This window comes from Paenibacillus allorhizosphaerae, from assembly GCF_042659105.1.
GTDB classification, from domain to species: Bacteria; Bacillota; Bacilli; order Paenibacillales; family NBRC-103111; genus Paenibacillus_G; species Paenibacillus_G allorhizosphaerae.
This window is the reverse complement of the sequence record NZ_JBHSRV010000017.1, coordinates 56,996-72,886: the sequence shown is the minus strand read 5'-3', so window position 1 is coordinate 72,886 and position 15,891 is coordinate 56,996. Positions and strand designations below refer to the sequence as shown.

Annotated in this window: 3 protein-coding genes, 2 pseudogenes and 1 riboswitch; of the genes and pseudogenes, 4 read left to right on the top strand and 1 reads right to left on the bottom strand. The window is 45.3% G+C overall.

The window, feature by feature from the left end:
- Positions 1–1,162 precede the first annotated feature (1,162 nt).
- The gene (locus ACFQI7_RS32670) at positions 1,163–3,007 is read left to right on the top strand and encodes a hypothetical protein (RefSeq protein ID WP_218103232.1); all 1,845 of its coding nucleotides are present in this window, start codon (positions 1,163–1,165) and stop codon (positions 3,005–3,007) included.
- A 478-nt stretch (positions 3,008–3,485) separates the two neighbouring features.
- On the opposite strand, the pseudogene ACFQI7_RS32665 reads toward ACFQI7_RS32670, so the two are convergent.
- Positions 3,486–4,644 (bottom strand): annotated as a pseudogene (locus ACFQI7_RS32665) (IS256 family transposase).
- A 1,099-nt stretch (positions 4,645–5,743) separates the two neighbouring features.
- Here ACFQI7_RS32665 and ACFQI7_RS37945 point away from each other — a divergent pair.
- From ACFQI7_RS37945 to ACFQI7_RS32655, 3 genes and pseudogenes are all read left to right on the top strand, one after another.
- Positions 5,744–5,983: pseudogene (locus ACFQI7_RS37945) on the top strand (transposase); the annotation flags it as partial.
- A gap of 134 nt (positions 5,984–6,117) precedes the next feature.
- Positions 6,118–6,208, top strand: a riboswitch (cyclic di-GMP riboswitch).
- Between the two features lie 127 nt (positions 6,209–6,335).
- Positions 6,336–11,756 carry a PA14 domain-containing protein gene (locus ACFQI7_RS32660; RefSeq protein ID WP_377518287.1) on the top strand — a complete coding sequence of 1,807 codons (5,421 nt, stop codon included), beginning with the start codon at positions 6,336–6,338 and terminating at the stop codon, positions 11,754–11,756.
- Between the two features lie 1,434 nt (positions 11,757–13,190).
- Positions 13,191–15,890, top strand: coding sequence for a fibronectin type III domain-containing protein (locus ACFQI7_RS32655; RefSeq protein ID WP_218103230.1), 2,700 nt, complete (start codon positions 13,191–13,193; stop codon positions 15,888–15,890).
- Position 15,891: the final 1 nt, after the last annotated feature.

The window sequence follows — 15,891 nt, the reverse complement described above, 5'->3', positions numbered from 1 at the left end:
TATATCTCAAATATCGCATTTGTTACGGATAGCCATTAATAATTGGATCAATTAAAAGAAGTTCTGTTACGTCCATGTGTTGCACCAACAAATAGATTCCCGTAAAATACCCGATTTATTAACAAAACTATATGCATATTCGTAAATCCATAAGTATACCTATAAGATGCAATTACTTCTCTTGTTGAGGACAATCCTTCATCAATCTGTACCACCATGCGATGTTATATCCTTAATATACGGAGACCCTACAGAGGTATTTGAAGTAATGCGACATCATCTAATTATACTATTTTGTCAGTTTTATTACAACTATTTCCAATTGTAGATAGAGTACAATTTCTCCTCTTATTTATAACTCAGCCAATAAGCACCTTTTTAAAAAAACTTTCATAGTATTGTGAAGCTGCTGTTGAGGATTTAGCAAAAAACCTTCTATTGGGTTTATTTTTTCCGATACCCCTCGTTTCTATGTGAATGAAAGTTCAGTTATACACCACAGCAGGCGTATGGTTTTGGAGAAACTAGTCCGGCATGTTGGATTCTTCAATGAAGATTCATGATAGCACTCGAATTTGGCGTAACCGTCAGCGAGCTTCCTTCGAATCTCGCGACGGCGGCATACGCCAAAGAAAAGCAATTGTTTGTTTGCGTAGGTGCTCCTAATAAAGTAAGAGGCGGATCACATGATAAAAATATGCACGCGATTGACGCCATTCATGCCGGGACTGTTAATATACTCTGCTCGGATTATTTGCCTTCAATATTGCTTGCAGCTATATTAAGATCGTAGGAGAGAATGTCAGTCTCTCCAAAGCGGTAAAATGACGAGCCTCAATACAGCAAGGCTATATTTATAGAAAAACAAATGGAATTCATATAGCGCCTTCGACATGAACCCATGAATATTCAACTGGGAACATGTATCAACTAATGTGTCTTTAAAACTCTGTTGGTGTAAAAATTGGTGAAAGAACTGACGAAAAGCTGGTGTAAAATTGGTGAAAAAACCTCTCCTAAGCTGACAAAACGAGCCTAAGCGAACCCAAATACGATCGCCAAAAACCCAGCAAAATCAAGATTCCAGCCGACTATAACAGTTTCTATAAAACTCGCGGACTAATCTAATGATGATACTGAAATAGAACATTTGGGTAATCATTTGAGTGATGCTGTTCATTTGCGCCAGAAAATGGCAGAGTATCAGGACAAGGTATACTTAAATCTTATTCAACAAGCAAATACCAAATATGCAGATTTGATTAAAGACGATCTTGGATCGCAATTTATTCAAAGCTGTGGAAGAGACTTAGCAGGAGAACTTGTCCGAACTTATTTTGATACGTCGGATTTTCATATAACGGTTGATCAATTAGCTATGAGAATGTTGAAGTTTAGCTATGGGAATGAATATGATCCGATTGCTGTAAACGGAGATATTCAGAAACTTAGTTACAACTACCATGATAATGAGCACACAAAGGCCGGCAAGGAATTAATTCAACAGATGGATGTCAAACAAGAGAGCCTTTTTACAAAAGAACAATATGTCGAGGAAACGACAAGTAAGACAAAGACCAGATATAAAGATCATACGATGATTAATGAAGCGAAAGGGAAATATGCGGATGCGCAAAAGAATGCTGAAGGCAGTATTACCGATGAATACACTCATTTAGAAGGAGAATATATTATCGGAAAAGACGGCCGAAAGTTTAGACGTCAGGAGGTTGAACACACACAAGCACTAAGTAGTGCAAAATACAATAAGGAGTATATTTCAGAAGAGGGAATACAAAGATTAAGAGAGTTTTATAATTCTTCTGAAAATTTTGCGATGATGGATAAATCAGCGAATGCATCTAAGGGTGACGTAAGAGTATATGTTACGGATAAAAACGGGGATAAAATCGATATTACCCATAGAGCTACTCCTGAGCAGTACGCTAGCGCTATTATTGAGAGATGGGAGGATGATAATAACTCGAATAAAGTACAACAATTAAAAGATAAGGGCTACTTGAATGAAGAAGGAAAGGTGCCTAAATCAGTAAAGAATCAGTTAGTTCGAAATATCAAAGCTTCTCAAAATGCCGAAAGTAAAGTGATACTAAAGGAAGCTAAATATAAGAAAGTTGCAACAGATGCAGGAAAGAAAGCACTGAAATCAATGGGGAAAGTTATTGCAGGACAAGTTATCTATTATATAATGCCCCCGCTTATGTACGAAATAAAAGAGTTATTGAAAAATAAGGCGGATACACTCGAAGAAGCTTTGGAACGATTGAGTAAAGCAACGAAAAGAATAGCTAAATATGCATATTCAAAATTAAGCGAGAGCCTTAAATTTATTGGAACAGCCTTTATGAAAAATTTTATTAAGTCATTTCTTGATCTTCTCATTAATATGGTAAAAGCAACGGTCAAAAAACTGCTGGCAATGGCAAAGAAATTGGTTTTATCAACGGTAGATGCCATAAAAATAATATGTGATAAAAATACTAGTCGAAGTGAAAAAGCCGATGCAGTTACTAATTTATTTGGTGTGACGATTACAACGATTGTGCTCGAGTTAGTGTTTGAGTACTTTGAGAAACAGCTTGGAATACCGGAATATTTGTTGTTGCCGCTTCAAACGATCACGACGGTCATTTGTACAAATTTAACGATGCTCATTTTACAAAAGGCTGATCTTTTCAATGTCCGTCACGGTTTTAAGATCAATGCAATTAGACAATTATTTGCTGAAACTGAGGATCAATATTTAAGCTTGGTGCAAAGCGCGGACTTGAAAGTAACGGAGAACATAAATCGCATAATTGTACAATGTCAACAGGAATGTGCTGATATATACAACAATTTAGTTCGAAATAATCCGTACGAGAGCTCAGTCTTGATTGATTTAGAAAAGATAAATAAAATTTTTCGAATGAATATCTCGTTTGCAGATGAGTGGTTTAGATTTCTTCGTCTGAATAATATTAGAAAAGAGTTAATTGGAAATTAAGAGAAGTGTGTAAGAGTTCCTTTCTGCAGCCGAAGATGAAGTGCCCCCTTTTGTAGTTCCAGAAAATAAAATTCCGTCTCAGGTTAAGAAGTCTTTTCCAGCAGTTACTACTTGATATTTTGTGCTTTAGGAGGATTTAATTTTATTGCATTGATTGTTATTACTTTAATTTCAATTCTATTGTTATCAACCTGGCGTCCGAAGAATTAAGCAATCCAAATGGTGTGGAGTTAGTAAGAACAAACACAAAAATTTATTTAAATGATGAGGATACATTGCTTGGTACTGTGTTTATGACGAATCCAGGGTCTAACAAAATGAGTAAACACAAGGATTGGAAATTATTTATCAAAGGTGAAAAAGATATGGATTTCATAACGGTGAGGATTCACCTGATACTACGATGCGGAGTCGGGTCTGTCAATAATTTTGTGTAAACTCTTTTGCAGCCATTTCCCCGAGGGGAAAAAATCCGAAATTATCTCAAGTGTTGTCCCACCCTGTCTGGAAAAAATACGGAGAGCTGAAGCAGCATTTGCCCCCAGTTTTGGACACGTCCTGTCCACTTGAGTGTGACATCCATCGTCGCCAGGAAAAATGCTCTTGCCTTTGGTTACTTTCCGCAGTTGCCGGTGGTAGCTTTCAATGATGTTCGTTGTATAAATGAGCTTACGGATCTCAGGCGGATACTTGAAAAATGTCGCCAACTCATCCCAGTTCTTACGCCAGGATTGTATGATCAGTGGATACTTGGCTCCCCAGATTTCTTCAAACCGGTCCAATTCGACGAGGGCTGCTTCTTCGGTTGCAGCCTTGTAAATCGTTTTTAATCAGTCGTGACCTTTTTCAAATCTTTGTATGATACATAGCGGGTCGAATTGCGAATCTGATGGATAATACATTTCTGAATCTCCGTTTGAGGATAGCAGGCCGCGATGGCCTGGGAAAGCCGGTCAGGTTGTCCACGCAGGTGATCAGAATGTCTTGAACACCGCGGTTTTTCAGTTCGTTGAGCACACTGAGCCAGAACTTGGCCGATTCTTTTTCTCCGATCCACATGCCCAGTACATCTTCGTTCCCATCCAAATCGATGCCGATGACCATGTAGGCTGCCTTGTTGATAATCGCTCCATCCTGCTTCACTTTAAAGTGAATCGCATCCAGAAACACCACCGCGTACACGCCTTGTAGCGGCCTATTTTGCCATTCTTTAATGAACGATCTTGTTCGTGACATTGGAGATCAGAGTTGGAGAGACCTCGATGCCGTAGATATTCTGCAAGTGATCCTGGATCTCCCGAGTGCTCACCCCCTTAGCGTACAAGGCTACGATTTTGATCTTCGATCCCGGTTACATTGGATTGATGCTTCTTAACTACCAGCGGCTCAAATTCGCCCAAACGGTCGCGAGGCACTGCAATTTCTTGTTCGCCGTATTCGCTGGTGACCGTTTTCTTGCTTTTACCGTTCCGGCTGTTCGTGGTTGTTTTCGTCTTCGTGTCATGTTTTGTATAGCCTAGATGCGTATCCATCTCGGCCTCTAGCATTTCCTGCAGCGTCTCTGCAAATGAGTCCTTCAAGGCATTCTGTGCATCTTGGGCTGTTACCAAGTTATTTTCCTTAATAAATGCTCGCAATTGCTATTTCGTCCAGAGTCCCATCTGTTCTCCCCAACCTTTCATCTATTTCCATTTTAATAGATTTGGGAGTTTACACAAACTATTTTACAGACTCGCGGAGTTTAATATAAGTCGTAAGAACAGCGCATGAGTTAGTGGGTTTTTCTAAACCTCGTCTTGAGTTTAAGCGTATCCGGTAAGACTTAGCCGCACAGTTGCAAGCATGATGTTCGAACCAAACTACATGCACCCATTTGTCACCAATTAAAATTGGTGTGGAAAAGGGTAACGAAAGTCGTTTAGGCCCTTGTTAAATCTACGTGCAGCAGCTCCGTGAACAAGGAATTAATTGGGAGGGCGGTAAAAATTGGTGTTAGTATTTCACCCGAAATTAACATGGATTTACATTGAGGTGTATGTATTTCGCGGTTTTTAACAACATATATCCTCTTTGGGTGCATGTATGATCATGGTGTAAACCTATCTCCTTCACATGAACCCATACATATTTCTCTGGGAACATGTGTCCAGTAATGAGCCTTTTTTGGTACTATTGGTGTTAAATATGGTGTAAATACCAGTGTAATATTGCTGTAAAAAATTTGGTGTAAAACTGGTGATATGTTGGTGTAAAACTGGTGAAAAAACCTCTCCTAAACTAACAAAACGAGCCTAAGTGAACGTAATACGAAAGCCAAAAAACCAGTAAAACCAAGGATTCAGCAGACTATAACAGTTTCTATAAATCTCGTTTTTTGACCCGCATACAGAGAAACCACACGAATTCGAAAAGAGTACATGTGGTCCCTACCCTAAAATAAAACCGCTTAACATGATTATTATAGCTACTTAAAGTAAAGATTATACATAAGAGGAAATGAGGTGCCGCGGCACCTCATTCTTTACTGAGGAATTTTTGAGTCATACATATTACGCCCCCCACCGATCAATTCCAGCAAATGTACGATTCTAAACCCCTTCAATAGGAGAACAGTTCCTGCTGTGAGAAACCAAATCTAGTTGCAGGCTCTCGTACTCATGACCAATCTCAGACCGTATATCCAAAATAATGTCTTTCCTAGACATACCATCCGTCAAGAGCTATATGTTGTAAAAGCCGGGTCGCAGCGTTGCGCAGATCATTCAGATTTTCGAATGGGAAGGTCGCATCCAGCCCGGCGAAATCAAGCGCAACACCCTTTAGGAGAGATTAGCCCAGCGCGGTTACAGTACGCGACATATGCGCATGTACGCCGAATCTGGAGTCGCCGCTCGTAGGTTTCAATAACGTTACCACAATCGTCTGTGGCATTCGGATCTGAAATACGGTCCGTATCTGCCCATCGGCCTCGCCGGCACCCTCCCCCCCGTATAATCTAACGTAAAAATAAATAAATAATTTTGCCAAATAAAGAAGGATATTGTTTTGATTTGTCGAATCAATTAGGACTGAATACCCAAGACTTAGGATTTTTTCTAGAAAACAAGTGAACTGAAAAAAGGCAAACCTCGCCGAAAGGGAGGGACGCAAAGCCACGGGCCTAAACTCTGAGTTCAGGAGTACGGTAGCCGGGTTGCCAGGATTGGCTTGTTTTTTGCTGTTTAATTTTAGAAAAGGGAGAAGATAACAGTTGTTATTATTGAAAAAAGTAAAGTGGTTGTGTAATATCTCTGCTTGTTTGTCGTTGCTTCTGTTGTTCCAACTTATAGTGCCGTTGGCACTGCCGGGTTTGGGCAAACAGAACTATGTTCACGCAAATGGATCAGCGGATACAATTCCTCCTTCCGCTCCGCAAAATTTGTATGCGTCACAAGTTACAGGCAGCTCAGTTACATTAAATTGGAATATCGCTGCAGATAATCAAGGTGTTGTGACTTATGCGGTATACCGTAACAATCTGCAGATCGCTACAGTAGGAAACAATGTTTACCAAACGGGAAAAGTATACTACGTCGACTCGGGGCTAACTTCGGGAACTGCATACAAATATGAGGTTTTGGCGGCGGACCAATCGGGCAATACATCTGCTAAAAGTGATCCTCTGTATGTCACGACGTCAGCAGTTATGCCATTGGGGCCTACATCCCAGCAGGGCAGTGGGCTCAGAGCAGAATATTTTAACAGCGACGATTTCTCCGATCGAAAGATTATACGACTGGATGACCAAGTGGACTTCAATTGGGGAGGACATTCTCCTGATCCGGCATTGGACAAGGGTGCTTTTACTATACGATGGAGCGGAAAAATACAACCGAAATATTCAGAAAAGTACACCTTATATACAGAAGCACATGGTGGGGTTCGTATGTGGGTGGGCCAACAATTGCTGATCGATAATTGGGACGGTCAGGGGATGATAAAAGACAGTGCCGTAATATCTTTAACTGCCGGACAATTATACGACATCAAGCTGGAATATAAAGATAACCAGGGAGCCGCCAAAATCACGCTGCTATGGTCCAGCACGAGTCAACCAAAAGAAGTTATTCCAAAGAGCCAGCTATATCCACCCATTGTTCCTGGTGTTCCAACGAATGTGCAGTACTCATCCAATAGCAGCTCCATTACAATAACATGGGACGCAGTTCCGGGAGTGACAGGATATGACGTCGAGGTAGACGGACAGATTGTTGATAACGCATCGGGATTAATCTATGTGCATCAACCCCTTGCCGCGAAATCAACACATTCCTATCGCGTGCGGGCGAAAGTTCCTGAAATTACGGGAGATTGGAGCCCTATTGTGAACGCAACAACACGAGGTATTGTCCCTGCCAATTTTCAAGCGAATGCAGTCGATCGGGTAGTGACCGTAACTTGGGACTCTGTACCCGGTGCTTTAGGATACGAGCTTGAGGTGGATGGAAGTATCATCGATCTTGGGACAGCCACGAAATACGAGCATGTCGATTTGAAGCCTAATACTACGCATTCATACAGGGTACGTGCTAAAAATAACGATTGGTCAATATTTTTAACGGTCATTATACCCCCAATGGTTTCGACACCCGGACAGGGTAGTGGGCTTAGGGCAGAATATTTTAACAGCGACGATTTCTCCGATCGAAAGATTATACGACTGGATGACCAAGTGAACTTCAATTGGGGAGGACATTCTCCTGATCCGGCTTTGGACAAGAGTGCTTTTACTATACGATGGAGCGGAAAAATACAACCGAAATATTCGGAAAAGTACACTTTATATACAGAAGCACATGGCGGGGTTCGTTTGTGGGTGGGCCAACAATTGTTGATCGATAATTGGGACGGTCACGGGATGGTAAAAGACAGTACTGTAATTTCTTTTACTGCCGGACAATTGTACGACATTAAGCTGGAATACAAAGATAACCAGGGAGCCGCCAAAATCACGCTGCTATGGTCCAGCCCGAGTCAACTTAAAGAAGTTATTCCAAAAAGTCAGCTGTATCCACCCTTTATTCCCGGGGTTCCGACGAATGTGCAGTACTCGTCTAACAGTAAGTCCATTACGATAACATGGGATGCAGTTCCGGGAGCGGCAGGATATGACGTCGAGGTAGACGGACAGATTGTCGATATCACTTCGGGATTAACTTATGTTCACCAGCCGCTTGCCGCCAATTCAACTCATACATATCGCGTGCGGGCGAAAGTTCCTGAAATTACGGGAGATTGGAGCCCTGTTTTGAACGCAATAACGCGAGGCGGTGTCCCTGCCAATTTTCAAGCGAACGCAATCGATCGGACAGTAACCGTAACTTGGGATACTGTACCCGGTGCTCTAGGATACGAGCTTGAGGTGGATGGGAGTATCATCGATCTTGGGACAGCCACGAAATACGAGCATGCCGATTTAATGGCCGATACTACGCATTCATACAGGGTACGCGCTAGAAATGAACAAGGAGTAGGCGATTGGACAAGCCTCATTAGCCTCACTGTTCAGTCTGAAGTACCGACGAACCTGAAGGCTGCCAGTACGGCGAGAAGCATAACCCTATCTTGGGACAGAGTTCCCGGGGCCTTGAACTACGAGATCGAAGCGGATAATACAGTCATTGCAAATGTAACGGAAACCGTCTTTACCCACTATCAATTGGAGCCGAATACAGGACATAGTTATAGAGTGAGAGCCACTCTGCCTGGAGGGCCGAGACCTTGGAGTCCGGTCATCTATAAATCGACTTTACCGGAAGCGGGGCATGGGACGGGGCTGAAAGGAGAATATTTTGAACAGACAACGTTGACAGACCTAAAGCATACCCGTGTTGATAGTCAAGTCGAATTTGATTGGAATCATAATTCTCCTGCCCCCGGCGTTCGAGGTGACGAATTCTCTGTAAGATGGACCGGACAGATCGAACCGCTCTATTCTGAAACCTATACGCTTATCACCGAAGCGCACGGGGGAGCGAGGCTCTGGGTTAACGAAAATCTAATAATTGATGATTGGGAGGCACATAATTCTAGCGTTAAGCAGGTGGCCATCCCATTCGAAGCCGGGAAACGATACGATATACGGCTTGAATACCGCGAGACAAACGGTACTTCACGTGTCCAATTATCTTGGAAGAGCGCATCACAACCACTGGGCGTCGTACCGAAATCACTTTTGTATCCAATCGGCGTACCACAACAGGTCGGTACTTCTTCTACGGAAACGACCGTCACGGTTCAATGGAACCCTGTCTCTTATGCCGCCGGATATGATGTGGAGATCGACGGAACCACCGTTGTCAGTGTGATTGATCCGAACTTCGTGCACCAAGAGGTTATGCCTGGAACGTTGCATAATTACCGAATAAGGGCAACGAACGGAATGGTTATTGGCGAATGGAGCTCTTCCGTATCCGAAATTACAAAACTCGGGCGCACGACTATCCTGGAGATTACACCAACGGAAACTACACTCGATGTATCGTGGGATACCGTATATGGGGCTACCGGTTACGACATTGAAGTAGACGGAGTAATCGTAAACAATGACAGCCGCACAACCTATCTTCACGAGCCGCTTCTTTCAGGCACCGAACATAGCTACCGGGTCAGAGCCAAAACGGCATATCGAATCGGGGATTGGTCGGAATGGGGCAGGAAATGGACGTTGCCCGGATTGCCCGAGGGCATTATAGCCACAGCTATAAGCACTTCTGTGACGGTGGAATGGCTGCCCGTAAGAGGGGCTACCGGTTACGACATCGAGACAGCCGGAACGATTATAGATAACGGGAATGTAACCAGCTACCAGGAGACGGATCTGAACCCGAATACGCAGCATGTTTATAAAATCAGAGCGAAAAATAGCAGCGGTGTTGGCAAATGGAGTTCTGTCATTGCAAAGTCTACGCTAACGGGGACTCCTGCGAATCTGCATGGGGAGGCGACGGAAACCTCCATTCAGCTATACTGGGATGCCGTTGCCGGAGCCACTGGATATGAGCTTCAAATCGACGGAACGACGATTCAGGCTGTGGATAGCGCAAAATATATCCATAACGGACTGCAGCCCAATGAGACGCACCGTTATAGCGTAAGATCGAAAAACGCGGAAGGCACCAGTCCATGGAGTCCATCGATCGAGCTGACCACGCTCCCGGCGATCCCGACCGGATTTCACGCCACAGCTGATACGCTAAGCATTCAAGTAGCATGGGATCAGGTACAAGGTGCCACAGGATATGACATAGAAGTGGATGGAGCTGTAATTTCGACCGGAACGATGAATGCGTACGTACACGCGGGGCTTGTGTCGAATTCCGAGCATACATACCGGGTTCGCGCAATAACCGCTAAAGCTACAGGGCGCTGGAGCGAGAAGATAACCAAGATTACACGGCTATCCGCTCCAACAAACGTACACGCTTCGACCACCGGTCGAACGATTACACTAACTTGGGACCCCATTGCCGGAGTAAGCGGTTATGAGGTAGAAGCGGACGGAAGTCTTGTCCAAACGGGTCCAACCCCAATGTTTGAGCATAGGGACCTTGCTCCATATACTACGCATCAATATCGCGTCAGGACACAAAGTGCTGGCGGAGCGGGTGATTGGAGCTCCGTTGTGACTGCAAAGACGATGCTAGGTACAACGGAGCTGGCGGTTGATTCCGTCACCGTCTCATCGATATCGGTTCGATGGAATGTGGTTGCCGGAGCTGAAGGATACGATTTGTTTATCGACGGAGAAGTCGTTGATGCAGGAACCGGCACAAGTTATACGCATACGGGTCTTTCGCCGTACTCCTGGCATGTATACAGAGTCCGGGCGAGAGCGTCCGAATCCGTAGGCGAATGGAGCGAGGCTTTAAGCAAATCAACGCAACTGGGAATCCCGGGAAATATTCGGGCGTCGACCACGAGCTCTGAAATAACCGTTAGCTGGGATACGGTGTCTGGAGCTGCGGGATACGATATCGAAGCGGACGGTACCATCATAGATAACAGTCCGGATACCGTGTTTGTTCATCGGGATCTGGCGCCGAACAGCCAGCACACGTACCGTATTCGGGCCAAAAATGAAAATGGGGCCGGCGAGTGGAGCGATCTGAGCAGCTGGAGCGTATCCGTTATCATTATTACGGCTCCTGATAAACCGCGGAATGTGAAGGCAACAGCCACTACGGGCTCTATCACGTTAACTTGGGATCCATCCGCATATGCGAGCGGTTATGACATCGAAATCGATGGCCAAGTGCTAGAGGGCACCGCAGGAACCAACTATACGCATGGCGGTCTGGAGCCGAATACGATGCACGTTTACCGGGTGAGAGCTAACAACGGTCAGGCAGCAAGCGAGTGGACGGACAAGGTGCAGAAAATTACGACCCCTGAGTTAACGGTAACCGTGGAAAAGGATACGATGTTCAATTTTATTGTGGTAGCTCCTAAGAAAAATGGTGTAACCGAACGGAAGGTTACGGTTTTGTACCGGCCGGATGAGTTGGAAGTGCTGGATTTAAGCGCTATTACTCCGGAATTGGAGCTGTCTGCCGGGGACATTGCGGGAACGAATATAACGGTGGAGGAATCTGTTCCCGGGAAAATCGTCTTCCGAATCCGTAATGCGGACAAGACTGTTGTGAACAGCATCAAGTTCCAGTGTATTACGAGCGGGGAGTACCCTAAGGTGACGTATACGATAGAATAAGACAAATTCGATGGGATATGGCACATAGCGTTGATTTGAGGGGCTGACTAAATCAAGCCCCTCCATATGTAGGAAGGAGGACAAATGAAAAAATTACATAACGTTTTCATGTTATTCCTTATATTTCTGGTTTCATTCACTAACGTAGCTTATGCGGACCTGACAGTGAATACGAATACGGCTACGCAGCTAGTGGCTGGCAATATGGATGCTTTAACTCTGGAAAATCCAATCAACCAAAGAAAGGATACAAAATTTTATTACATAACTAGAACCGACGAATGTGCCAGTTATTTTGCTGATGGTAGATGTCTTCATTATTTTGCCAAGTTTGCATCATACGATTACACCACTGATCGGGTGAAAATCTTCGAAAATACCAAGTTTGTGGACGATGATTTAGTCGGGGCGGGGGTCGGGCCGAACAATAAATTATATTATCTGGCACGGGGTTCCTCAGGCGGAAGAAACCTTTATGAATACGATATTGCCACTTCTATCAACCGTGTTGTTTTAGAAAATTCCTCAGGGAAAAACATTCTTGTTGGCAGTGATGGGAAGGTCTATTTTGGGGATTCTACCTATTCAACCGGTAAGCTATATGCTGTTGATCCACAATCTGGCACGACTTCATTGATTTGGTCAGCTCCCGGAAGCGGATATTATCCAACCAAGTTAAAAGATACGGTTGATGGAATCTACTTTCAATATTACGACGACGTAATGTTTTTTAGATATTCAACTGGGGCAGTAACTACTGTCAGGAGATTGTCGAATATTGTAAACTATGACTATTTTATTGATGCTTCCGCCGAAGGATCAATATTATATCATTATTATGGTCAAGTATACGTTATAAATGAAACTAGTTACAGCGGTCCTTTCGGATCTGGATCGTTTGGCAAATACTTGACATCAGGAACACGGGCGATACCGCATCGTCTTTCTCGAAATACGGGGATGATGTATATGTTTTGTGGTCGCCTTTCACCCGAGTATCCGAATTTCTTTACTAATTCGTGCCAGCCTACGGTAGAACAAAACTCTGATGTATACGTAAAAATCAACATGCGAGACAAGTCGGCTACCATCCTTAATGGAGCCTACGATATTCCCGTTACCTATACTTTTGACGACAAAGCAGTGATCAGCTACTCCGAAAACTATCAGGTATTAGAGGAATACCAATATATCGATCATTACGAAAAAACCGGAAAACCTATATGGAACGATGAGTGCGAATGTGATGTCCCTGAAGAAGTACCTGTCTATGCCACCGGCCAGCGGCCTGTCACAAAAACAAGGTATCTGCTAAAGATTGTGGATGATCTTACAGGAGCTGTGCTCAAGGATCGCATTCCAGTCGAAGCTTTGGGGACACTTAGTATATTTGGCAATGCTCTTTCCGCTGTCCAATTATCCGCGATTCCACATATGATTAATGATTATTCGCAAATCACGATTGTATCGCCTAGTCCGAATCAACCGGTCAGCGAGCTTGCCTCCGTTGTTCCGACCGTTACAGTATCGGATCCTGAAGGCGGCACACTGAGCGTATCCTACTATCTCGACTCCGAGACTGCTCCTCGGGATACGCGAATCATATCCAACACGGCCACGCCGCAAACGGTGAGCTTCAGTGCGCTCGATATTAGTGCATTGTCGGAAGGGGCACACTCATTGAGATTCACTAGTGGTAGCGGCAGTGCGAATACGGCATCGGAAACAGTAAGCGTGCTCGTGGACAAGTCGCCTCCAGCGATTGAAAACGTAAGCTATAACTCAACAGAGACCAGTATTTCCGTGTCTATGACGGCTACAGATGCCATCTCCGGTTTGGATAGCAGCCCGTACCGGTTTACGATCGATTCAGAAGCAGGCGCGTGGACGACTGCCACATCCTCGGAGAAAAACAATTTATTGCCCGGTACCGGTTACTCGGTAACCCTTGAAGCCAAGGATGCCGTTGGACATATCGCCAGCCAAGTGCAGCGGATGTATACGAAAGCACAGATACCCGCATTGTCCGCAAGCCAAGCCGGTGAAGATACGTTGGAACTATCCGTCAGCGACGGCAATCCATCCGCTACCGAATACCAGTTGGTAGCAAACGGACAATATGTCGATGCATCAGGGAATCTGACCGCAAGTCCGGTCTGGATCGCTCCCGTGAATAAGAGAATAACCGTCAAAGGTCTGACGCCGAACACGGGGTATGCATTGCAGGCTAAAGCCCGAAATCAGATCGGGGAAGAAACAGCCTTCAGTGCGGCGATCACCGCGACTACACTTGCAAGTCCGCCTGTGAATCTTGTGGTTGAGCCGGCCCAAAGATCGATCAAAGTGACATGGCCTACAACGGCGGGAGCCAGTTATGACATCGAAGCGGACGGCGTTCGAATCGACAACGGCACGTCAACTACCTATGTGCACAGCGGTCTGGAACCTGAGACCCAACACAGCTATCGCGTCAGAGTGCGAAATGCAGGGGGAACCGGGAACTGGAGTACATCGATCACGCCATTCACCTTGCCTTATCCTCCGGCGGTGCCATCGAATATACTGACCAGTCCACAGCAAACGGAGATGACAGTAACATGGGATACTGTTGCCCGGGCTGTAAGCTACGATGTAAAGGCTGATGGAAGCGTGACCGAGATGACACAGACGTCGTTCGTGCACCGGGGGCTGCAGCCGCTAACGAATCACACGTACCAAATTCGAGCCCGCAATGCGGGCGGTGTCAGCGAGTGGAGCCAGCCTGTCGAGAGTAGAACTTTGCCGTATCCTCCTTCAGTCCCGGCGAACGTGACAGCACAGCCCGCCATCCGAAACGTTACGGTGACGTGGGATTCGACTGAAGGAGCGGACGCTTATGAGATCTACGTTGACGGACTCAGAATGGATAACGGTGCGGCTACATCGTACGTTCATGAGGGACTGGACCCGCTCACCGGACATACGTACCAAGTTCGAGCCAAGAATGCCGGGGGTTATAGCGCCTGGAGCCAGCCGATTCATGTGACGACCCATCCGGAAAAACCGCTGACTCCTACCAATATCATATCAACTTCGGATGAGACGGCGATTAACGTGATGTGGTTTAAACCGGCCAATACGGATAGTTATGAAGTCGAGATTGACGGACAGTCGATCGTAACTGTCCTTGACAACTCCTATATTCACACGGGACTTGCTCCGGAAAGCAAGCACTCCTACCGAATTCGCGCCAAAAATATTAGTGGGTACAGCGATTGGAGTGCTGTGGCCTCGATGACCACACTCCCGCAGCATAGCGAAGAAGGCATGTCTTTGACCAACATGGTTGCCGTCGTGACCAATCGGTTCATCACGGTCTCGTGGGATACGGTAGCCGTGAATGCACAGTATGAGATTGAAGTAGACGGCGTTTTGCAAAATATCGGCAAAGATACGGTATACCAGCATGCGGGTTTGAAAGCTAATGAGTTCCATACGTACAAAATCCGTCTGATAAACAACGACAAGCCAAGCCAGTGGGTCGCAATCCTTTCGTTATCTACGCTGCCGGATCCGCCGGATGCACCGGAGGGCTTAGAGGCTGTCGCTACGAATACTTCGATCGAGCTGCATTGGAAGAAGATCACCGGAGCGGACGGTTACGATATCGAGATTGATGGGAAAACGGTGAGTGCGGGAGCCGATGTCACTTATTTGCATACGCCGCTTGCGCCGGGAACGGCGCACACGTACCGGATTCGCGCTAAAAACATTACAGGCGTTACAGCATGGAGCCCGTCGCTTGTTAAAAGCACGACCAGCCCGACGTATATCGTGAATGGAGTGAAAGACAAAACCTTTGACCTTTCGCTGCTGGCAGCGAATGTGCAGGATTTCAGCGAGCTGACGTTTGAAGTGACATACAACCCGGATCAATTGGAGGTCGTAGATCTCTACAACTACACCCCTAATGCAGACACTGCTTCCGGCAGCATACCGGGGTCTAACCTGATGGTCGAGTACGCCCCTGGAAAAATTGTGTACCGTGTGAAGCAAAACATTGTGCCGGGCACTTCGTGGTCGGGAGAAATTACCGGCATTGTATTCAAATCCAAAATCGACGGACAATCCTCCATGGATGTCATCGTCAAATAAT

Bases quoted from the DNA above. Each gene is read 5' to 3' on its own strand.
- ACFQI7_RS32655 (WP_218103230.1), top strand. From the start codon at position 13,191: ATGATTAATGATTATTCGCAAATCACGATTGTATCGCCTAGTCCGAAT.